This is a genomic window from Clostridium lentum (assembly GCF_014287815.1).
GTDB classification, from domain to species: Bacteria; Bacillota; Clostridia; order Clostridiales; family Clostridiaceae; genus Clostridium; species Clostridium lentum.
This window is the reverse complement of sequence record NZ_JACOOQ010000003.1, coordinates 39,477-62,577: the sequence shown is the minus strand read 5'-3', so window position 1 is coordinate 62,577 and position 23,101 is coordinate 39,477. Positions and strand designations below refer to the sequence as shown.

General features: G+C 28.7%; 16 protein-coding genes. 7 read left to right on the top strand and 9 right to left on the bottom strand.

Annotated features, from left to right (window positions below; genetic code table 11):
* The 3 genes from H8R92_RS02825 to H8R92_RS02815 form a co-directional block, all read right to left on the bottom strand.
* On the bottom strand, window positions 1–3,804 hold the full coding sequence (locus H8R92_RS02825; protein WP_186834670.1) for a ZmpA/ZmpB/ZmpC family metallo-endopeptidase: 3,804 nt from the start codon (window positions 3,802–3,804) through the stop codon (window positions 1–3).
* A gap of 72 nt (window positions 3,805–3,876) precedes the next feature.
* Window positions 3,877–5,571, bottom strand: coding sequence for a sensor histidine kinase (locus tag H8R92_RS02820; protein ID WP_186834669.1), 1,695 nt, complete (start codon window positions 5,569–5,571; stop codon window positions 3,877–3,879).
* 169 nt (window positions 5,572–5,740) lie between these two features.
* Window positions 5,741–6,547, bottom strand: a complete 807-nt coding sequence (locus H8R92_RS02815; protein ID WP_186834668.1) for a cation diffusion facilitator family transporter — start codon at window positions 6,545–6,547, stop codon at window positions 5,741–5,743.
* 427 nt (window positions 6,548–6,974) lie between these two features.
* Here H8R92_RS02815 and H8R92_RS02810 point away from each other — a divergent pair, with 427 nt between their 5' ends.
* The 6 genes from H8R92_RS02810 to pflB all read left to right on the top strand — a co-directional run bounded on the left by H8R92_RS02810 (window position 6,975) and on the right by pflB (window position 13,918).
* Entirely contained in the window at window positions 6,975–7,514 is a 540-nt protein-coding gene (locus tag H8R92_RS02810) for a chromate transporter (protein ID WP_186834667.1), read from the top strand.
* Window positions 7,514–8,077 carry a chromate transporter gene (locus tag H8R92_RS02805; RefSeq protein WP_022212766.1) on the top strand — a complete coding sequence of 188 codons (564 nt, stop codon included), beginning with the start codon at window positions 7,514–7,516 and terminating at the stop codon, window positions 8,075–8,077. Before H8R92_RS02810 ends, H8R92_RS02805 begins: the two co-directional genes overlap by 1 nt.
* Window positions 8,078–8,262: 185 nt before the next feature.
* A complete protein-coding gene (nadA, locus tag H8R92_RS02800) occupies window positions 8,263–9,168 on the top strand; it encodes a quinolinate synthase NadA (RefSeq protein ID WP_186834666.1) in 906 nt (301 codons plus the stop codon).
* An 18-nt stretch (window positions 9,169–9,186) separates the two neighbouring features.
* Window positions 9,187–10,488 (top strand): L-aspartate oxidase, encoded by a 1,302-nt coding sequence (locus H8R92_RS02795; protein WP_186834734.1) that lies wholly within the window; start codon window positions 9,187–9,189, stop codon window positions 10,486–10,488.
* Window positions 10,469–11,305, top strand: a complete 837-nt coding sequence (gene nadC, locus H8R92_RS02790) for a carboxylating nicotinate-nucleotide diphosphorylase (protein WP_186834665.1) — start codon at window positions 10,469–10,471, stop codon at window positions 11,303–11,305. The genes H8R92_RS02795 and nadC overlap by 20 nt, the downstream gene beginning before the upstream one ends.
* A gap of 381 nt (window positions 11,306–11,686) precedes the next feature.
* Window positions 11,687–13,918 (top strand): formate C-acetyltransferase, encoded by a 2,232-nt coding sequence (gene pflB / locus H8R92_RS02785; protein ID WP_186834664.1) that lies wholly within the window; start codon window positions 11,687–11,689, stop codon window positions 13,916–13,918.
* Window positions 13,919–13,972: 54 nt separating this feature from the next.
* Here the strand turns inward: pflB and H8R92_RS02780 are convergent, their stop codons facing one another.
* The 4 genes from H8R92_RS02780 to H8R92_RS02765 form a co-directional block, all read right to left on the bottom strand.
* Window positions 13,973–14,182, bottom strand: coding sequence for a heavy-metal-associated domain-containing protein (locus H8R92_RS02780; RefSeq protein ID WP_022212761.1), 210 nt, complete (start codon window positions 14,180–14,182; stop codon window positions 13,973–13,975).
* A gap of 26 nt (window positions 14,183–14,208) precedes the next feature.
* Entirely contained in the window at window positions 14,209–16,638 is a 2,430-nt protein-coding gene (locus H8R92_RS02775; protein WP_186834663.1) for a heavy metal translocating P-type ATPase, read from the bottom strand.
* An 11-nt stretch (window positions 16,639–16,649) separates the two neighbouring features.
* Window positions 16,650–16,916 carry a metal-sensing transcriptional repressor gene (locus tag H8R92_RS02770; RefSeq protein WP_186834662.1) on the bottom strand — a complete coding sequence of 89 codons (267 nt, stop codon included), beginning with the start codon at window positions 16,914–16,916 and terminating at the stop codon, window positions 16,650–16,652.
* A 102-nt stretch (window positions 16,917–17,018) separates the two neighbouring features.
* On the bottom strand, window positions 17,019–17,864 hold the full coding sequence (locus H8R92_RS02765) for a metallophosphoesterase (protein WP_186834661.1): 846 nt from the start codon (window positions 17,862–17,864) through the stop codon (window positions 17,019–17,021).
* A gap of 159 nt (window positions 17,865–18,023) precedes the next feature.
* Between H8R92_RS02765 and H8R92_RS02760 the strand changes: the two genes are divergently transcribed.
* The gene (locus H8R92_RS02760) at window positions 18,024–18,524 is read left to right on the top strand and encodes a hypothetical protein (RefSeq protein ID WP_186834660.1); all 501 of its coding nucleotides are present in this window, start codon (window positions 18,024–18,026) and stop codon (window positions 18,522–18,524) included.
* A 94-nt stretch (window positions 18,525–18,618) separates the two neighbouring features.
* Here H8R92_RS02760 and nifJ read toward each other — a convergent pair whose 3' ends face one another.
* Window positions 18,619–22,152 carry a pyruvate:ferredoxin (flavodoxin) oxidoreductase gene (nifJ, locus tag H8R92_RS02755; protein ID WP_186834659.1) on the bottom strand — a complete coding sequence of 1,178 codons (3,534 nt, stop codon included), beginning with the start codon at window positions 22,150–22,152 and terminating at the stop codon, window positions 18,619–18,621.
* A 145-nt stretch (window positions 22,153–22,297) separates the two neighbouring features.
* On the bottom strand, window positions 22,298–22,978 hold the full coding sequence (locus tag H8R92_RS02750; protein ID WP_022212755.1) for a Crp/Fnr family transcriptional regulator: 681 nt from the start codon (window positions 22,976–22,978) through the stop codon (window positions 22,298–22,300).
* Window positions 22,979–23,101: the final 123 nt, after the last annotated feature.

Below are 23,101 nucleotides of genomic sequence, written 5' to 3'. Positions count from 1 at the left end.
TTATTTCTTCTTTTTTCTGAAAGATAGAGCACTACCAATAGATAATGATAATAATCCTAACATTGTTAAAGAACCTTCAACACCTGTTTGTGGTAATTTTGTTTGTGATTTTTTATCTTCAGAATTACCTATATTTGAGTTTCCAGTATTAGGCTTAACCTCTACATAATTATTTGAATTATCTTTATCCACAGTTTCTGAATCATTTTCATTTGGTTTATTATTATCACTACTTACATCATCTTTTTTATTATTACTTGAGCCATTGGTAGAATTATTTGAATTTGGTTTATTGTTATCTACATTTGGCTTGTTATCTTCATTTGGTTTATTACTATCATCACCTGGTTTATTATCTGTATTTGGTCTATCTTGTTTACTTCTTATTCTAACAGATACATTAACATCTTTGTAACTATTATCTTCATAAGTTACTCTAACAATAACAGTATGCTCTCCCACAGTAGTTGGAATATCTCCTATTATTTCTTTTCTTACATTAACTGAATTATCATTTATTGCAATATTATTTAAAATAACTGACGCTAAATCAATTTCATCATCGTAGCATTCTAAGTTACCATTAATCACTTCTGCTGGATATATTTCATTTTGTGTTGGTAAAGCTTTAGTTCCTTTATAAATAATAGTTGGAACCATTTCTCTAATAATTTCTTGATTTATTATTGGTTCTCCTACTGGTTGTCCTTTATTTGTTTTTTGAATTGTTGTTACCTTTTTAATACCAGCTTTTCCTTCTACTCTTTTTTCTTCTCCAATATATAAATTAGGATCTTCTATTACTTTTTCTATAATTGGAATTTCTACATTGTCATCCACAGTAACAATTTCATCATAAATCTTTTTAGTTCCTTTGTAAATAACAGTTGGAACCATTTCTCTAATAATTTCTTGATTTATTATTGGTTCTCCTACTGGTTGTCCTTTATTTGTTTTTTGAATTGTTGTTACCTTTTTAATACCAGCTTTTCCTTCTACTCTTTTTTCTTCTCCAATATATAAATTAGGATCTTCTATTACTTTTTCTATAATTGGAATTTCTACATTGTCATCCACAGTAACAATTTCATCATAAATCTTTTTAGTTCCTTTATAAATAATAGTTGGAACCATTTCTCTAATAATTTCTTGATTTATTATTGGTTCTCCTACACGAACACCATTTTCTGTTCTCCATATCTTAGTTGTTCTAATACTTCCTGATATTCCAGGTTCTGTACGTGTTTCATCTTCCCATAAATTTGAGTCTTCTCTATTAATAACTTCTATAGGAATCTCTGTTTCTGTTACTTCTTTATCTTCTGATACAATAACTTTAGAATTATATATAGATGTTGTAAAATCATTAGTATTTACTAAATACCATTGTAAAATCTTTGTTTTTAATTTTTGTACTTCTTTTACATTCTGAGCCATTGGTTGTGAATTAGTTTTATTACTTTCCATCATCTTTAAATCTTTTTCTACTGCTTCATTCATTAACTGTTGTAATTCTTCATAATTTTTGAAGTAGTCTGTTTCTTTTAAATCTGATAGCTTATCAATTCTACGTTTAAACATATCCTTTTTAAATTCAGTTAAGCTTCCATTATATTTAGAATCTAAAATAGCATTTAATGCTTCCTTATCATTTGAATATTTATCAGAAACATATGAAACCATACCTTCACTATATCCATATTCAGCTAATAATTCATATGCATATCTTTTAAATGTTATCTCCCCTGTTGAACCTTCATCATTTTGAATACCTGCATATATTGGCTCTAATAATGGTGCAACATAATATCCATTTTGCTCAGTTGTTCCTACAGTTGCATTACCTTTAAATTTTAGTCTTCCTGATACAATATTTTTTTCAATTAAATCATCAATTGTGTTTAAAGTACTTGCAATACTTTCATCTATATGCTTAAATGTATCATTGCTTTTATTTTCAGTATTAGGAGCTTTTTCTGGTGTTAATTCCAATTGATTAAATAATATTGCTTTTTCTGAATTAGTTCTTCTTAATGATGATATTGCTTCAGCATAATCTAATGTATATATAACATCCATTAATCCTTGCATATAATCTTTTAAGTCAGATTCTTGCATAAATCTATTAGGTGAAGCATTTTGTACTCTTCCTTCTCCTAACTTATATGCTAAATTTAAATTAAATATTGGCTCATATTCAGATAATCCAACTGTATTATTTAAACTTTCAAACATTCCTGTAGCAAAAGTTTCTGCACCTTTACCAGTTCTCCTACCATATCCGTTAAGCCAAACTTTTTTATCTAATAAATGTGTTAATTCATGTGTATAAGTAGATTGTCCTCTATCAGTTAATGTTTTTGATAAATATAATTTAACTAAATTATCTCCTGATGCTTCTCCATCTACAAACATATAATTAGAATAAAAATCAAGAGGAGTAATAAACTCACGAACCCCACTTAATGTTTCACCATACTTAGGAGCCCATAAATCTCTTGTACTTCCTTCACCATATTTTCTCATAGTATCAATTATAATAATATTATTTCCATTTAAAAGTGTATCTCTCTTATTACTAATACGATACCAAAAATCTAAAAATTCTTCTTGCTTATTAGCTGTTTCTTGTAAATCAGCTTCAAATTTTCTTTTTGACTCATTATAATTACTTTCTTTTCTATCAACATATGTATCTACCAACCCATAACTCACTGTGCTCATTGTGCTAATAACATAAATATTATCTTGACTAAGAGATAATAATGGAATTAAATGATCACTTAATTTAGGATCATTTTTCATTTTATTGTAAAAAGAAGTATCTACATTTTGATTACTACTTTTAGCTTCAACAATATAAGCATTACTTCTATCTTTAAACCACTCACTAGCACTCATAGCTGGATAATATTTATTTAAAGAATTTTCTATAAAATCAAAAATAGTATTATCTTTAGTAATTGGTGCAATTTTCTTTTCATAAGTCTTTGCAGTATTTTTAAGCTCTAAATCTGAAAAACTCACTTCACCTATATCCATTAATGCTGAAAATCCACTTAAACTTTGTGGATAATTATATAAAATTAAATCCTTTGCAACTTCACCTTTAAAATCAAAACTATAATTTCTCTCTAAATAAGATAATGCTATTAATATTTCATTTCTTTTACTAATAATATATTGAGATGAAAAATATGGGTCATTATCAAATAACTTCTTTAATATTGTATCTAAATTATTTTGCACATATTCAAAGCTTTTTCTTAAATCAAGTTTATCCATACAAAAACTTTTAAGACGTTCATTTATTTGATCTTGAGTTGGTTCTACTCCTAATTCTTTTTTTAATTGATTTTTAACATCTTGTTTATCCCATAATGAAACATATGGATTTAAAATAGTATATAAATCATCATATTTAACTTCTTTAAAGCTTTGTTTTACTTTTTGAATTTTTTCTTCTACAGTTTCATTAAAAGCATATTCTTCAATAGCTTCATCTTCTTTTTCATCAATAACTTCATCTTGAATAATGCTTTCAGTTATAGATGTTTCTTCTTCTACAAAATTTTTATCTAATTCATCACTTACATAATCCTCTTTTTGTGTAATATTTTCACTTAAATCTTCATTTGTAGAGTATGTTTCTTGTATAGAAGTATTTTCATTGATTAAAATAGATGCTGAAGCTATTTCTGTAAAAAAACATACTGAAACTGCCACTGAAACTACTCCAAAAGAGTATTTTCTAAGAGCATATTTAATTATCTTCTCACCTTTATTTAACGATAATTTTTTCATTAGTTACCCCCCTAATATAATTCTTTAATATAATTCCTATAATACACTATTAATATCTTTTAATAAATATAGTTATATATATATATCAGAAAATTCAATATTACATTTCTCTATAAGACTATCTTTCTGCATTAAAGGATTATATATTTTTTCACTTGTTATATTTATCGGTAAATAAAATGAAAACTGAGTACCATTATCTATATTATCTAAAAATATTTCTCCTCCATGCATTTCTATAAACTTTCTACATAAAAATAATCCTATACCACAACCTTCATTTTTCCTATTTAACGAATTATCTACTCTATGAAATCTTTCAAATATTTTTTCTCTATCGTTAAATTCTATATTTGAACCATAATTTTTAACAGATATATATACTCTATTTAAATCTACATTTCTCTTTATTTTTATTTCAATATCTGTATGGAGCTGAGAAAATTTAATGGCATTAGATATTAAATTAAGCATAATTCTTTCAATTTTATCTTCATCACAAGCTAAAATTATTTCCTCACTATCTGTATCAAAAATTATATTTCTTTTCTTTTCACTTGCATATAACACAGTAGACATAACTATTTCTTCTAAAACACTAACAATATTACAATTTACTAAATTCAATTTATCTGAATCACTATTTACTTTCGTTATATCCATAACATTGTTCACCAATCTCAATAATCTATATGAATTTTGCTTTAATATGTTTAAATATTCTTTATATTTTTCATCACCTAATGGCTTATTATGTAAATTCAATAATTGCACAATAGCAAGTATTATATTAATAGGAGTTCTAAATTCATGAGACATATTAGATAAAAATTCCACCTTCATGGCTTCTAATTTAATAAACTCTTCTAATTCCCTTTTCTTATCGGTTATATATTTAATTTCACTTTTATTTTCCATCTGTTTAACTATATATCCTATTTTACTTAAAGTTTCATTTAAATAAGATTCCTCTTTAGTAAAACAATTTTTACTTTCATCATAAGTTATTACTACTAACCCAAATAAATTATTCGCTAGTTCTATATGCCTCATTTTTAAACTTTCTTTTTTTCCTTTAAACATTTCTAATTTATTATATATTTCTTCATATTTATCTTTAATAATTTCTTTACTACATAACTTATTTTCTATTTCTTTATTTATATGTATATCTACATTAAAACTATTTTCTTCTTCATTTTCGCTTAAATAAAATTTAAATTTCTCACTATCTTTATCATATAAAAATATAGATATATTCTTATATTCAACAATATTTTTTATTTCTTTTAACAATAAATGAATAGTTTTTTTAGTATCATATCTTTTTTCTTCATCTATATTTAAATAACTCATTAAGTTTGATTCAATTTCTAATTGTACATTCTTATCTAATGATATCTCTCGTGCTACTCCTCCTATAATTTCTTTTTTATTCTCTTTATGTAAAATAAATTTATATACCTTATGCCATATTTCATTATCATCTATTTTACTATACTCTTCATTATAAATATCAGCTTTTTTCTCTATAACTTCTATATCTGTTTTATCACATTCCTTAGCAATATCATACTCTCTAAATTCATAATCAGTTTTTCCTATTATTTCTTCTTTACTAATCCCTAACTTTTCTGCACCTAATTTATTTATGTATATATATTTTTTTTCATCATCTTTTAACCATATTTGATAAGGTAATTTATCTAACATTTCTTCCAAATCTTCTATGGTATAAAATCTTGTTATTTTATCCTTTACTTTCATTTCTAAATTCCCTCCAATTATCCTCTATTCTAATATTATTATAATTCTATAAATAATTCCATAAATTTGCCATTAAAAATAATACGAATTTTGTAAGAAATCTTTCCTTATTTTTTATATACTTGTATAAAAAATATATAAAAAAACGAAGGATTTCTCCTTCGCTTTTTTATATGGCCCATTTTTTGTCCCCAGTAAAAGAAACATTTAGCCATTTATTATAATCTATATGTTTTATCGCATCATAAACTTTTTCTCTAACACAATCCATTTGATCTAAATCTTTTAATTTACTTTCTTCATTATATATAAAATCTATTTCAATTCTTAACTCTCCACCAATTTTTGATACTCTTGATATTGAATCTTCAAATTTATATTCTTTCTCAATTTCTTTTACAATAAAATATATATCATCATTGATTTCATCATTTGCTTTTACACATAATATTTCCTTAAAGGAATTTATAAAAGATTGTATAGGCATCTTTATGAATACAACTGATACCATAATTACCATCATTGGATCTATATATACATTGAGCCAAGAAAACCTTGTATTTCTAAGAATCATAGCTATTACAAAGCCTACCAATACACCAATACTTAATAAAGTATCCATAAGCCATTGACTTGCTTCAACTTTAACCATTTCTGAAGAAATTTTTTCACCTTTTTTCTTCATAAAAATATATACACCACCGCACCCTACAACTGATACAATAGAATATATTAATGCTGAACCATATTCTACACTATTTCCTCCATTCACTATATCCTGTATAGCTCCTATCAAAGAATATAAACACATTCCTCCTATGATAAGTGATTTTAAGGATATAACTAAAGGTTCCAATATATATTTGCCAAAAGGATATTTATCCAATTCCTTCTTAGCCATAAAATTATTTATATATAAAGACAACATTGTTAGCGCTAAACTGATAAATGAATATAATCCATCAAATATAATCATTTCAGATTGTACAGTTCATCCCCATGCTATACCAAATAGTGCAAAGAATAACGCACCTACCATTGATATTTTTAAAATTTTATTTTCTAGTTTCATTATCTTCACCTCTATTCAAGTTTTACTCTATACAAGTATAATACGCTAAATCATCACTCTTGGTAATGATTAAAATGCTACCTTTTTACAACTTTATCCTTATATTCAAGTTTAATTTTTTATATCAAAAAGCATAAATGTACTTAAATAAAGATTAAAATACGGTATTATTATTAGTTTTTTTCTTATTTTTATATTATATCCTACTTAATATAGACATGTCTTTCAATAAAAGATGTAAGAGTGTTATATTGTTACATCTTTTACACTTTCATATTATGGTATACTATTCATAGAATATTATTACATTAACACAGGAGAGATATAAATTATGAAGACATTAATTGATTTATTTTTCACTTTCTGCCGAATTGGAGGATTAACTTTTGGTGGCGGCTATGCCATGCTTCCAATGATTCAAAAAGAAATTGTTGAAGAAAAAAAATGGGCTACTGAAGAAGAAGTTCTAGATTATTATGCTGTAGGGCAATGTACACCAGGCATAATCGCTGTAAACACAGCAACTTTCATTGGCTATAAAGTTCAAGGAATAATTGGTGCAATAGTTGCAACATTAGGAGTTGTTTTTCCTTCCTTAATAATAATAACTATTATTGCGGCCTTATTAAAAAACTTTGCAAGCTATGCCATTATACAGCATGCTTTCTCTGGTATACGTGTAGTCGTTATTGCCTTAATTATTAGTGCCATATTAAAACTTGCCAAAACATCTATTAAAAGTTCTATAACATTAATAATTGCTATTTTGGCATTTATCTCAGTAGCATTTGTAAACTTATCACCAATCTATATAGTAGTTGCAGCTGCATGTGTTGGATTAATATCAAAATTAATAAGGGGTAGAAAATAATGATTTATATAACTTTATTTTATGAATTTTTTAAAATAGGATTATTTGCCATAGGTGGAGGTCTCTCTACACTTCCTTTCTTATATGATCTCTCTGAAAGATACCCTTGGATAACTACAGATAGTATTGCTGATATGGTTGCCATCTCCCAATCTACACCAGGTCCACTTGGAATAAATATGGCTACATATGCAGGATATCAAGGTGGTGGTCTTTTAGGTGGAATTATTGCTACCATTGGACTTATTACACCATCAATAATTATAATTATTATAATTGCTCATATTTTAAACAAGTTCAAAGAAAGTCCTTATGTGGAATCTGTATTTTATGGCTTAAGACCTGCTGTTACAGGCCTTATAACTGCTGCTGGTTTTGCAGTATTTAAAATCACCATTCTTAATATGTCAAAATTTAATATTACAAATAAACTTTTAGATATCATTAACTATAAAGCTACACTACTATTAATAGGTATATTTGTAATAATGAAATATTTTAAAAAACACCCTATTTTCTATATCTTCTTAGGAGCACTAGCAGGAATATTATTTAAAATATAACTATATATAATAAAAAAAGAACTATTTAATATGATTGTTCATTGCAAAATAACTTGAACACTCATTATTTAAATTAGTTCTTTTTTTACTTTTCTCTTATTTAAAGTTTACATTTTTTACATGCAATGTTATATTATTAACATGTGTATATACATATGACAACTGTATGAGAGAGGTAATTTAAAATGGACTTAAAAAAAGAAATTAATTTATTGAAAACAGAAAAAAACGCTTTAATATTGGCACATTATTATCAGCGACCAGAAATTCAAGAAATAGCTGATTATGTAGGGGACTCGTACTATTTAAGTAAAATTGCGAAAGATAGTCCTAATAAACTTATAGTATTTTGTGGTGTTAAGTTCATGGCTGAAAGTGCAAAAATACTTTCCCCAGAAAAAACTGTACTTCTTCCAGCTCTTGATGCTGGATGCCCAATGGCTGATATGGCTGACGTAGATGGCTTAGTAGAACTTAAAGAAAAACACCCTGATGCTGCTGTAGTATGCTATATCAACTCAACTAGTGATGTAAAAGCTCTTTGTGATGTTACAGTAACTTCATCAAATGCCTTAAAAGTGATTAAAAAGCTGCCTCAAAAAAAAATCATCTTCCTTCCTGACAAAAATCTAGGAGGATATATTGCAGAACAAATGCCAGAAAAAGATTTTATATTATGGAATGGATTTTGTATTACTCATAAGAAGATTAGCGCTGAAAATATATTAAAATCTAAAAATGCAATAAATGATATTGTTGTTTTAGCTCATCCAGAATGCGAAAAAGAAATTAGGGATTTGGCAGATTTTATAGGGAGTACAGGTGAAATGATAAATTATGCTACTGATTGCTCTGCTAAAAACTATCTTGTTTGTACCGAAGAAGGAATCCATTATGAATTAAGTAAAAAAAATCCTCATAAAAATTTTTATTTTCCTGGAACAAGCACCCTATGTCCTAATATGAAAAAAACAAGGCTAGAAGATATTGCAAATGTCTTAAGAAATAATTGTAATGAAATAACTATTAAAGAAGAGGTTAGATTAAAAGCTTTGAACTGTTTATTAAATATGCATGAATTGGCTAGGTGATATACAATGAATAAAATAATTAATATTAATACAGATATTGTAATAGTTGGTTCGGGAATTGCAGGACTATATTCTGCACTAAATATTCCTGAAAAATACAGCATAACTATTGTCACAAAAAAAGCTTTATCAGATAGTAATAGTGCCTTAGCTCAAGGTGGAATATGTGTTTCTAAAGGTGAGTATGATATTAAACCATATATTGAAGATACTTTAAAAGCTGGTAAATATGAAAATGATATAGACGCTGTCACTACTTTAGTTAAAGAGTCAAAGGAAAACATAGACAAGCTTATTGAGTATGGAGTTGTTTTTGATAAAGAACATGGTAATCTTTGTTATACAAAAGAAGCTGCTCACTCTACCAATAGAATTCTTCATGTCAAAGATGAAACTGGTAAATATATAATGGAAGCTCTTTGCCAAAAGATAAAGTTAAGAAAAAATACTCTTATTTTAGAAAATACATTATGTGCAGATATAATTGAAAATAAAAACAGCTGCCATGGAATAATTGCACTAAATAATAATATTCAATATAGTATTCATTCACAATTTGTCATTATGGCTACAGGCGGAATTGGTGGATTATTTAAAAATTCTACTAATAAACGTCATATAACTGGTGATGGACTTAGTATTTGTAAGAAACATAATATTAAGTTGAAAAATTTAAACTATGTGCAATTCCATCCAACGGCCTTATATATTAAAGATTCAAATGACAGAAGACTTCTTATATCTGAGAGCGTCCGTGGAGAAGGTGCTTTAATAAGAAATAAGAAAGGTGAACATTTTATAGATGAACTACTTCCTCGTGATGTGGTTGCTAATGCAATTTATGCTGAACTTAATTCTTCTAAAGAAGAATGTGCTTATCTTGATTTAAGCACTATGGAACCTAAATATATCAAGAATAGATTTCCTTATATATATAAAGAATGTTTATCTCATGGTATAGATATTACTAAAGAATATATTCCTATCCATCCAGTACAACATTACTTTATGGGAGGAATAGAAGTTGACTTAAACAGTAAATCTTCCATGGAAAAACTTTATGCCGTTGGAGAATGTAGCTGTACTGGAGTTCATGGAGCCAATAGGCTTGCTAGTAATTCTTTACTAGAAGGATTAGTATTTTCCAAGCGTGCTGTTAATGATATACTAAGCAAATTTACAGAATATCAAGTACCATATGAAACTGAAAGTTTTAAAGCTTCATCTATGAAACTAGCTGAAACAGAGTTATTTAATACTGCTATTAATTTATTTAAAGATGTGATTGGAGAAAAGAAAAATGAATTGGTTAATTGTTGATGAAATAATTAAAAATGCACTTAAAGAAGATATTCCCTCTGAAGATATAACAACCACTCCACTGATAACAGAAAATAGCCTTTGTAGTGTAAACTTAATATCAAAAGAAGATGGTATTTTAGCTGGTGCTGAGGTATTTGCAAGAGTATTTGCTCTACTAGGTGAAGTTGATGTTTCTTTTAATAAAGAAGATGGAGATATATTAAAAAAAGGTGAAATAATAGCTATCATCAAAGGTAAAACAAAAAATGTACTTTTAGGAGAAAGAGTTGCTTTGAACTTATTACAACGAATGTGTGGCATAGCAACTTTAACAAATAATTTTAGCAAAAAACTTATAGGAACCAATGCTAAATTAGCTGATACTCGCAAAACTACTCCTAATCTTAGAATTTTAGAAAAATATTCAGTAAAAATTGGTGGTGGAATAAATCATCGATGTAATTTATCTGATGGTATATTGATAAAAGATAATCATATTGATGCTGCTGGTTCAATTACTAATGCTATTAATTTAATTAGAAAAAACTCTTCCTTTGTAAGAAAAATTGAAGTTGAAACTGAAAACTTAGATATGGTTAAAGAAGCATTAACATGCAATGCTGATATAATAATGCTAGACAATATGTCTATAGATGAAATGAAAAAATCTGTAGAAATTATTGGTAATAAAGCTATTATTGAAGCCTCTGGCAACGTAAATATGGACACTATCCGTTCTATTGCAGAAACAGGAGTAAACTTAATATCTGTAGGAGCTTTAACACATTCATACAAATCTTTTGACATAAGTATGAAAAATTTAATTTTACTTTAATACATTTTTAGTATACAACTTAATATGATAATATAAAAAAAGATATTGTTACAATATTAACAATATCTTTTGTTTTCTTATGGAATTTTAGTATTTTAATTTGCCTTAAACAGTCTATTATATTTTTATATTTTATTGAATTTTCAGTAAATTCAAACTTCTAAAAATAATATTTATATTTATTTTCTATAACCACTAACCCTAGTATTTTCAACGGTTTTATGATTTTTCTTTTTTTTTAAAATCGTTTAAATTTCTATTGCATTTTTCCAATAAAAGTGATATATTTTATTTAACAACTATTATTAATTAATAGTAATTTTTTCCAAATAGATTGTGTAACAATCGTTAAATTTTTGTATAAAAAAGAGGGGATCAAACATGATGAAGGAATGGAATAACTTTAAACCAGGTAACTGGACTAAGGAAATCGATGTAAGAAACTTTATTCAACTTAACTACACTCCATACGAAGGAGATGCTAGCTTCTTAGCTGGTGCTACTGAAGCTACAAATAAATTATGGGCTGAAGTTAGTGAATTATTCAAAAAAGAAAGAGAAAACGGTGGAGTTTTAGATGTAGATACTGAAACAGTTTCAGGAATCAACGAATATGCTCCAGGATATATAGATCAAGCATTAGAAAAAATCGTTGGTGTTCAAACTGATGCTCCTTTAAAGAGAGCTGTTATGCCTCAAGGTGGTATAAGAATGGCAGAAAGCGCTGCTAAATCTTACGGATATGAAGTATCTGCTAGAATATCTGAAATATTCTCAAAATACAGAAAAACTCATAACCAAGGTGTTTTCGATGCTTATACTGATGAAATGAGATTAGCTAGAAAATCTGGTATAATCACTGGTCTTCCAGATGCTTACGGTAGAGGAAGAATCATAGGTGACTACAGAAGAGTTGCTCTATACGGGGTTGACAGATTAATCGAAGATAGATTAGTTCAAAAGAAATCTTTAGAAGTTAAAACTATCGATGAAGATGTAATTAGATTAAGAGAAGAAATTTCTGATCAAATAGTTGCATTAAAAGAATTAAAAGCTATGGCTGCTTCTTACGGATTAGATATATCAGGACCAGCTTCAAACGCTAGAGAAGCTGTACAATGGTTATACTTCGGATTCTTAGCTGCTATAAAACAACAAAACGGTGCTGCTATGTCATTAGGTAGAACTTCTACTTTCTTAGACATCTACATCGAAAGAGATTTACAAAACGGTGTTATCACTGAAGAAGAAGCTCAAGAAATAATGGATCACTTCGTAATGAAGTTAAGATTAGTTAAGTTCTTAAGAACTCCAGAATACAACGACTTATTCTCAGGAGATCCAACTTGGGTTACTGAATCAATCGGTGGTATGGGATTAAACGGTAAAACATTAGTAACTAAGAACTCATTCAGAGTACTTAACACACTTTACACTTTAGGACCATCACCTGAACCAAACTTAACAGTTTTATGGTCAACTAGATTACCTCAAGGATTCAAAGACTTCTGCTCAAAGGTATCAATTGACACAAGTTCAGTTCAATACGAAAATGATGATTTAATGGCTCCATACTGGGGAGATGACTATGCTATCGCTTGTTGTGTATCTGCAATGAGAGTTGGTAAGCAAATGCAATTCTTCGGTGCAAGAGTTAACTTAGCTAAGACTTTACTATACGCTATAAACGGTGGTAGAGACGAAAAATCAGGTGTTCAAGTTGGACCTCAATTAGCTCCATTAACTGGTGAATATTTAACTTACGACGAAGTAATGAACAGATTTGAAATAATGACAGACTGGTTAGCTAACCTTTATGTTAATACTTTAAATGTAATTCACTACATGCACGATAAATACTCATATGAAAGCTTACAAATGGCTTTACATGATAGAGATGTATTCAGAACTATGGCTTGTGGTATAGCTGGTTTATCTGTTTGTGCAGATTCATTATCAGCAATCAAATACGCTAAAGTTAAGCCAATAAGAAACGAAGAAGGAATAGCTGTTGATTTCGAAGTTGAAGGAGACTTCCCTAAATACGGAAACGACGATGATAGAGCTGATGAAATTGCTGTATACTTAGTTGAAAACATGATGAAGAAAATCAGACAAAACAAGACATACAGAAATGCATACCACACTCAATCAGTATTAACTATAACTTCAAACGTTGTTTACGGTAAGAAGACTGGTACTACTCCATGTGGTAGAAAAGCTGGTGAACCATTTGCTCCAGGTGCTAACCCAATGCACGGAAGAGATAACAGTGGATCTTTAGCTTCATTAAACTCAGTTGCTAAATTACCATACGAACATTCACAAGATGGTATCTCAAATACATTCTCAATAGTACCAGATGCTTTAGGAAAAACTCCTGAAGATAGAATCACTAACTTAAGTGCTATGATGGATGGATACTTTGGTCAAGATGCTCATCACTTAAACGTAAATGTATTTAACAGAGAAACTTTATTAGATGCTATGGATCATCCAGAAGAATATCCACAATTAACTATCAGAGTTTCAGGATATGCTGTTAACTTCATTAAATTAACAAGAGAACAACAATTAGACGTTATAAACAGAACATTCCACAAATCAATGTAATTTATAATGTTTAAAATGTAATAAGGGATAGCCTTAGCTATCCCTTATTTTTTATTATAACACTTCTATTTCAACTACATCGTATCCCTCATCTTCAATTACTTCTTTTAAAGCTTCATCATTAGCTGTAGTTTCAACTATTGCATTTTTCCCTTCTAAGCTAACTTCAACTGAAGTAACTCCATCTAAATCTTCTAAAGCTGCTTTAACATGACCTACACATTTATTACAACTCATTCCTTCAATTAATATTTTCTTTTTCATAAAATCCTCCTTTATAAAATTAATGATTATCTAAATCTTTTTAGTCTTAGTGCATTTAAAAGTACTGATACTGAACTAAAACTCATGGCTGCTGCTGCAATCATTGGATTTAATAATGGACCACCAAAGATATGAAGCACTCCCATGGCAACTGGTATTCCTAAAACATTATAACCAAATGCCCAGAATAAATTCTCTTTTATATTCTTAATAGTTGCTTTGCTTAACCTAATTGCAGTAACAACATCTTTTAAATCACTTTTCATAAGAACAATATCTGCTGATTCAATGGCAACATCAGTTCCTGATCCAATGGCTATTCCTACATCTGCCTGTACAAGAGCTGGTGCATCATTTATTCCATCACCAACCATGGCTACTTTTCTATTTTTCTCTTGCAGCTTCTTCACTTCATTAGCCTTATCTTCCGGTAATACTTCTGCTAAAACCATATCTATTCCCACTAATTTTGCAATAGCTTCTGCTGTCTTTTTATTATCTCCTGTAATCATTGCTACTTTAACATTCATTTTCTTTAATTCTTCAATAGCAGCTTTACTATTTTCTTTTACAGTATCAGCTACTGCTATTATACCACTTAATTTATTATTTATAGCAATATACATTGGTGTCTTTCCTTCCGCTGCAAGCTTATCACTTTCAGCATGTAAAGACTCTATATCTATATTATTTTCTATCATTAATTTCTTATTACCTAATAATATATCTTTTCCTTCAATAGTAACTTCTATTCCATGTCCTGGCACAGCTTTAAAATCTTCAATTTTTTTTAATTCTAAGTTTTTATGTTCTGCTTCTTTTACTATGGCTTCTCCTAAAGGATGTTCTGACCCCTTTTCTGCACTAGCTGCTAAAGCTAATACTTCCTCTTCTTTTATACCTTGGCAAATTATATCAGTAACTTTAGGCTTTCCTTCAGTTATTGTTCCTGTTTTATCAAATACTATAGTATCTATTTTATATGTTGTTTCTAATGCTTCTCCACCTTTAATTAACACACCATTTTCAGCACCTTTTCCTGTTCCAACCATAATTGCTGTTGGTGTTGCTAATCCTAATGCACATGGACATGCAATTACTAATACTGAAATAAATATACTTAAAGCAAATACAGTAGTTTCACCTGCAATAAGCCATCCTATTGTTGCTATTATTGCTAACCCTATAACCGTTGGTACAAAATATGCAGCAATAATATCTGCCATTTTAGCTATTGGTGCTTTTGTTCCCTGTGCTTCCTCCACTAACTTTACAATTTGTGCTAAAGCTGTATCTTTTCCAACTTTAGTAGCTTTGTATTTTATAAAACCAGATTTATTTATACTAGCTCCTATGACAGTATTTCCTATGTTTTTTTCTACAGGAATACTTTCGCCTGTGAGCATTGATTCATCAATAGAAGTGCTTCCCTCTATAATTTCACCATCCACAGGCAATTTTTCACCTGGCTTCACTAAAATTACATCCCCTACTATAACTTCATCTATAGGAATACTTAATTCTTTTCCATCCTTAATGATAGTTGCAGTTTTAGGTGCTAATCCCATAAGCTTCTTGATAGCCTCTGAAGTTTTACCCTTTGATACAGCTTCCAAATATTTTCCTAAAGTAATTAATGTTAAAATAACTACTGCTGATTCAAAATATAAATGCATTGCATAATGAGTTTCTCCATTTAGTATCTTATATATTGCAAAAAATCCATAAGCTACTGCTGCCGATGTCCCTATAGCAATTAATGAATCCATATTAGGACTAAGCTTAAATAGATTCTTATATCCTATCTTATAAAACTTATAACCAGCTACCATTACTGGTATAGTAAGTGCTAATTGAACTAGTGCAAAGTTTAAAGGACTTTTCATTGGATCAATAATTGAAGGTAATGGCATACCTACCATATGTCCCATACTTATAATAAGTAGTGGTACTGTAAATATAAGAGAGAAGATAAATCTATTTAAAAGTAACTTGCTTTCATCTTTCTTTTTAGAACCTTCATTTACTTGCTCTTCCTCTTTGATTAACTTATATCCAGCTTTATCAATAACTGCTTTAATATCTGAATATCGTACCTTTTCTGCATCAATTCTTACTGTTAGCTTTTCTGTAGCAAAATTAACATTAGCACTTTCAACACCATCAATCTTTTTAGTTACTCTTTCTACTCTATTGGCACAAGCTGAACATGTCATTCCTTCAACCTTGAAAGTGTAATCTCTCATATCTTTTCTCACGAAATATCCTGCTTTTACTACTGTTTCCTCAATTTTAGCAACATCTACCTTTGTTTCATCAAATTTTACTGATAAAGTTTCTGTAGCGAAATTTACATTTGATTCTTCAACTCCATCCAATTTCTTCACTGCTCTTTCCACTCTATTGGCGCAAGCTGAACAAGTCATCCCTTCTATTTTGAATGAATTTTGATTCATTTTCTCCTCCTTTACTTTGACATAACCTTTTGTAAAATACTTATTATTTCTTCTATTTTTTCGTCACCATTATCATTCATACAAGCATCCTTTACACAAGTATGCAAATGTTTTTCTAATATTATTAAATTAGATTTTTTTAATAACGATTGTGCTGCCATTATTTGATTAGATATATCTACACAATATCTATCATCTTCAATCATTTTAATTATTCCATCTATTTGTCCTCTTGCAGTTTTTAATAATTGAAGAGCTTTTTTTCTTTCATTATTCATTAATCTTCCTCCTATATTACCCCTCCCCTAGGGGGTATTTGTATTTTTATTATAATCTTTCTTAACTAATTGTCAATAATATTATTTAAATTTTAAATTTTATTATATGTTTTCTATAGTAACCACTACTATTTCTGGTTTATTAAATAATCTTAGTGGAAATCCACTATTTCCAAGACCTCTACTTATTATAAGATTATTTTTTATGCCTTTATGAATACCTGCTGTATACTTAGGAAAAATCCCTTGTGCTGGTGCATATAACCCTCCAATTAGAGGAATTCTAAATTGACCTCCATGAGCATGCCCCGAAAACATTAAATCAAATTTATATTTATAATATGATTTATCACCTATGGCTTTAAAATTTTCTGGATAATGACTTAAAACAATCTTTATTCCAGGCAATTTACAAAATTCATTAAAAATAATAGAATAATCTTTATACTCAAATTCCCCTTTTGCCCTTTTAATATAAGCCTCCGATGAACCTTGTTCTTCAACTAATCCTAATATATTAACTTTATTTCTATTAATATTTATGGTTCTTATTTCATTTAACAATACATTGACATTATTTTTTCTTAACTTTTTAATTATTTCTTTATATTTTTCTGCTCTAGTTTCATGATTTCCAGGTATATAGTATGTAGGAATTTTTTCACTCATCTTTGATATAAAGTTTATTATTTCTTTATATCTTATTGAAGTACAATCAATAAGATCACCTGTTAATAAAATTAAATCTGGATTCTCATTTAAAACCTTATTTAGTAATTTTTTATTATCCTTTCCAAATTCCTTACTATGTAAATCAGACAATTGTACTATTTTTATTGAATTTTTTACTTTCTTATTTATTTTAACCCTACTTACAACTATATTATTATTTTCACAAAATAATATAGCACTTGTAATTATGGCTCCTAAACTTATCAAAAAATACATATATTACCTCTAAAATTTTTATATTTATTATACCATATAATTTATAATATCTATATTGGTATAATTTAATTATTTTAACACAAACCAACTTATTAACTTATATATCATTTAAAAGTATAATTTAAATAGTTTTAAAATTCATTTGTATGGGGGAATATTATGGATTTTCTATCTTTTAAAGAAAATAATATGGACAACTTTAAGAATTATATTTGTAAATTTGAAAATAACCAACTCCTTTCTTCTTTTTTATTAAATATCGACAGTAATACTATAAGTTATATAAAAAATAGTATGACTATCTCGCTAAAAAACATATCTTATTTTTCTCATGATAAAGCAGCTTTGCTTTTATTATTTAAATTTGCTGATAATGATAGATTATTATATGGTAAATGGTTTAATTATTCTCTTAACACCCATAAAGAACATTTAGAAATGATGCTTTTTCAAAAAGAAATACCAATTATTTTAATTGATTCAGTAACAAAAAATAAATTTACATTTTATGTAACTAATGATTTCAAAATTGGTATAAAAGATCATATAAAAAATACTCATTTTATAAAGATGAATGAGCTTGACTTTAATTTATATATTAATTCTCTTGAAAAAAATATAAAATCTTTATCTAAACTTTGGGATAATATAGATGCATAAAAAAGTAGGCTGTATCAATCTTTTTGATACAGCCCATTTTTTGTTGTGTTATTAGAAGTAGTGCTACTTATTTTATATTAAGTTTAAAAAACTATTATTCTGCTAATTTTTTGTATTCTTCATACTTTCTCTTAGCATCTGCTTCTGCCATTGCAAATAATTCTTCAGCTTCTTCTGGATATTGCTTTGCAATTGCTGAGTATCTTACTTGATCCATTATGAAGTCTTTGAAGCTTCCTTGTGGTTCTTTAGAATCTAATACAAATGGATTCTTTCCTTGTTCTTTTAATGATGGATTGAATCTGTATAAATGCCAGTATCCAGCTTTAACAGCTTCGTCCATATTTCTTATAGAGAATCCCATTCCCTTCTTTAATCCATGGCTAATACAAGTTGAGTAAGCAATGATGATTGATGGTCCATCATGAGCTTCTGCTTCTAACATAGCTTTAACTACTTGGTTCTTATCTGCTCCTATAGCTACTTGTGCTACATAAACATTTCCATAAGACATCATCATTCTACCTAAGTTTTTCTTAGCTGACTTCTTACCTGATGCTGCAAATTTAGCCATTGCTGCTATAGGTGTTGATTTAGAACTTTGTCCACCTGTATTAGAGTAAATTTCTGTATCGAATACAAGAACATTTACGTTATCTCCTGAAGCTAGTACATGATCTAATCCACCGTATCCGATGTCATAAGCCCATCCATCTCCTCCAAGAATCCATTGAGATCTCTTAACTAAATAATCTCTTCTGTTATTTATTTCTGCTAATAATTCTAATGCTTTAGCATCTTCTACATTATTGTTATCTAATATAGCTTCAACTTCTGCACTATAAACTTTTGAAAGCTCTCCATTTTCTTTATTAGCTATCCAATTTCTGAATGTTTCTTTATATTCTTCAGCTATTGAAGTTTCTAATAAAGCTTTCATATTCATAGCTATGTTGCTTCTCATTTGATTTACAGCTAAGAACATACCATATCCAAATTCAGCATTATCTTCAAATAATGAGTTAGCCCAAGCTGGTCCCTTACCTTCATGGTTAGTTGTGTATGGTGTTGAAGGTGCTGATCCACCCCAAATTGATGAACATCCAGTTGCATTAGCAATCATCATTCTCTCTCCAAATAATTGAGTAACTAACTTAATATATGCTGTTTCACCACAACCTGCACAAGCTCCTGAGAACTCTATAAGTGGAGTTTTAAATTGACTATCTTTAACTGTCTTACCTGGAGTTAAATCACCTTTGTAAGCAACTTTTTCTGATACTGCGAAATCCCAGTTTGGTATTTCCTTTTCTGTTTGAGTTGCAAGAGGTTCCATTTTCAATGCCTTACCTGGTGCTGGACATATATCAACACAGTTAGCACATCCTGTACAGTCTAATGTACTTACTTGAATTCTGTAGTTTAATCCTGCTAAAGTCTTTCCTGTAGCTTTCTTAGTTTCAAATCCTTCTGGTGCATTAGCTAATTCTTCATCACTTACAAGAACTGGTCTAATACATGCATGTGGACAAACAAAAGCACATTGGTTACATTGAATACATTTTGCAGTTTCCCATTCTGGTACTTCTGAAGCAATTCCTCTCTTTTCATATGCTGCAGTTCCAGCTGGGAATGTACCATCTTCAATTCCATTGAATGCACTTACTGGTAATTTATCACCTTCAAGAGCGTTCATTGGATTCATTATATTCTTAACGAAATCAGTAATTTTCTTAGTTTCAACAACTTCTGAATCTTCTGCATCTTTCCATGAAGCTGGAACATTTATCTTAACTAATGAATTCATACCTCTTTCAACAGCTTCAAAGTTCATATTTACAACTTTGTCACCTTTTTTACCATAAGCTTTTTTAATTGAAGCTTTTAAGTAATCTTTAGCTTCATCTTCTGGTATGATTTCAGCTAATTTAAAGAATGCTGATTGCATTATCATATTGATTCTTCTACCTAAACCAATTTCAGTAGCTATCTTAGTAGCATTGATTGTATATAAATTTATTTCATTTTCAGCAATGAATCTCTTCATTTTTGCTGGTAATTTACTTTCTAATTCTTCTTCAGTCCAGATACAGTTTAATACAAAATTTCCACCTTTTCTAAGACCTTTTAATACATCATATTGATTTACATATGCTTGAACGTGACATCCAATATAATCAGCTTCGTCTATAAGGTAAGTTGATCTTATTGGTTGATCACCAAATCTTAAGTGAGACATAGTAGCTCCACCAGATTTCTTTGAATCATATGCAAAATATGCTTGTACATATTTATCTGTGTTTTCACCGATAATCTTAATTGCTTGTTTATTAGCACCAACAGTTCCATCTGATCCTAATCCCCAGAACTTACATCTTACTGTTCCTGGAGTTAAAACTCTTAATTCATCCTCTACTGGAATTGAAGTGTTTGTAACGTCATCTTCGATACCAACAGTGAAGTTATTTTTAGCATCTTCTTTCTTAAGATTATCAAATATAGCTTTAATGTGTGTTGGAGTAACATCTTTTGAAGCTAATCCATAACGTCCACCAACTATTACTGGTCTATTTTCTTTTTCATAGAATGCGGTACGTACATCTAAGTACAGAGGCTCACCAATTGAACCTGGTTCTTTAGTTCTATCCATTACACAAATCTTTTCTGCTGTAGCTGGTATAGCTTTTAAGAAATGTTCAGTTGAGAATGGTCTAAATAAGTGAACCTTAACTAAACCATATTTTTCTCCTCTAGCATTTAATTCATCTATAGTTTCTTCAATTGCTTCTGTAACTGATCCCATAGCAACAATAACATGTTTAGCATCTTCTGCTCCATAGTAATTAAATAATCCATAATTTCTTCCTGTAAGCTCGCTCATTTTACCCATATACTCTTCAACTACAGGTATTATATTATTGTAAAACTTATTTGAAGCTTCTCTTGTTTGGAAGTAAATATCTGAGTTTTGAGCTGTTCCTCTTGTCACTGGATGATTTGGAGATAATGCTCTATTTCTAAACTCTTGAAGTGCTTCCGTATCTACTAAGCTTGCATAATCTTCATAATCTAAAACTTCAACTTTTTGAATTTCATGTGATGTTCTAAATCCATCAAAGAAATTAATGAAAGGTAATCTTCCTTTAATTGCTGCAAGATGTGATACTGGAGTTAAGTCAGCTACTTCTTGAACTGAACCAGCAGCAAGCATTACACATCCAGTCATTCTTGCTGACATAACGTCTTGATGATCACCAAATATTGATAATGCTTGAGAAGCTATTGCTCTAGCACTTACGTGGAATACTCCTGGTAATAATTCTCCTGCTACCTTATACATATTTGGAAGCATTAATAATAAACCTTGTGATGCAGTAAATGTAGTAGTTAATGCACCTGCTTGTAATGAACCGTGGAATGCTCCAGCAGCTCCTGCTTCTGATTGCATTTCAACGACATTAACAGTTTGTCCAAATATATTTTTCTTTCCTTGTGCTGCCCATTCATCTACAATTTCTGCCATTGTAGTTGAAGGAGTTATCGGGAATATAGCTGCAACATCTGTATATGCATAAGCAACATAAGCAGCAGCAGTATTTCCATCAATAGTCATCATTTTCTTTGCCATGATAAATACCATCCTTTTCTACTAGTTAAATAATAATAATTATCTTTTAATAAATATTATACATTCTAGTTTTTATTTTTTCTAGTGTTTTATATAAGATTATTAGATTGAAATTTACTATATATAAATATCTTAAGAAAATTTATTATAATAATTCATTTAAATCTTTTAATATCTGAATCTTTCCTCTAAGCATTTTAATGAATCCTTGTTTTTCAATCTTCTTTAAGCTTCTGCTGACAACCTCTCTAGTAGAATCAATCTCAAAAGCTAATTCACTATGGGTAGCATAAATACTCTTAGAACTCTTACTCATTAAAAGCTTAACTAATCTCTTTTCGAGACTTTCATGCCTATTAGATTCTTTATCTCTAATAATAATTTGATGTTTTCTATATAGGTCATTATACATATATCTTAAAAATTTTATATCTTGCTTCAAATATCTTTTAGCAATTCCACAAGGAATTACACAAATTTCTGAATCAACAAGTGCTCTTGCACAGATATTTAAATTATCTTCTTCCTTAAAACAATTAGATAATTCATTACAAAGCTGGCCTTCCTTTAAATCATATAGATTTGTTTCTTTTCCTCCAGCATTCATTCTTTGAATTTTTATAAGTCCTTTAAGTATAAAAATAAAGCCCATACACCCTTCCCCATCATTAGATAGGTATTGATCCATATTTAAAGTCTTAAAAATAGCATTTTGACTTAATATACCATCGCTTTTTTCATCTAAAATTTTTAATAGAGGGTATACTTCATAAAGAAAATCTATTTTTCTCTTTTCTTCATTAACATCCTTAACATAAGTTAACATTTTAATTCCTCACTTACTACTTTACATCTTTCAACATTTTTTTTGTGTGACTTAATCACATTATATCTTTCTTTTTAATAATAAACTAGGAAAATTTAAAAATGGATTTTATGGAATAATATA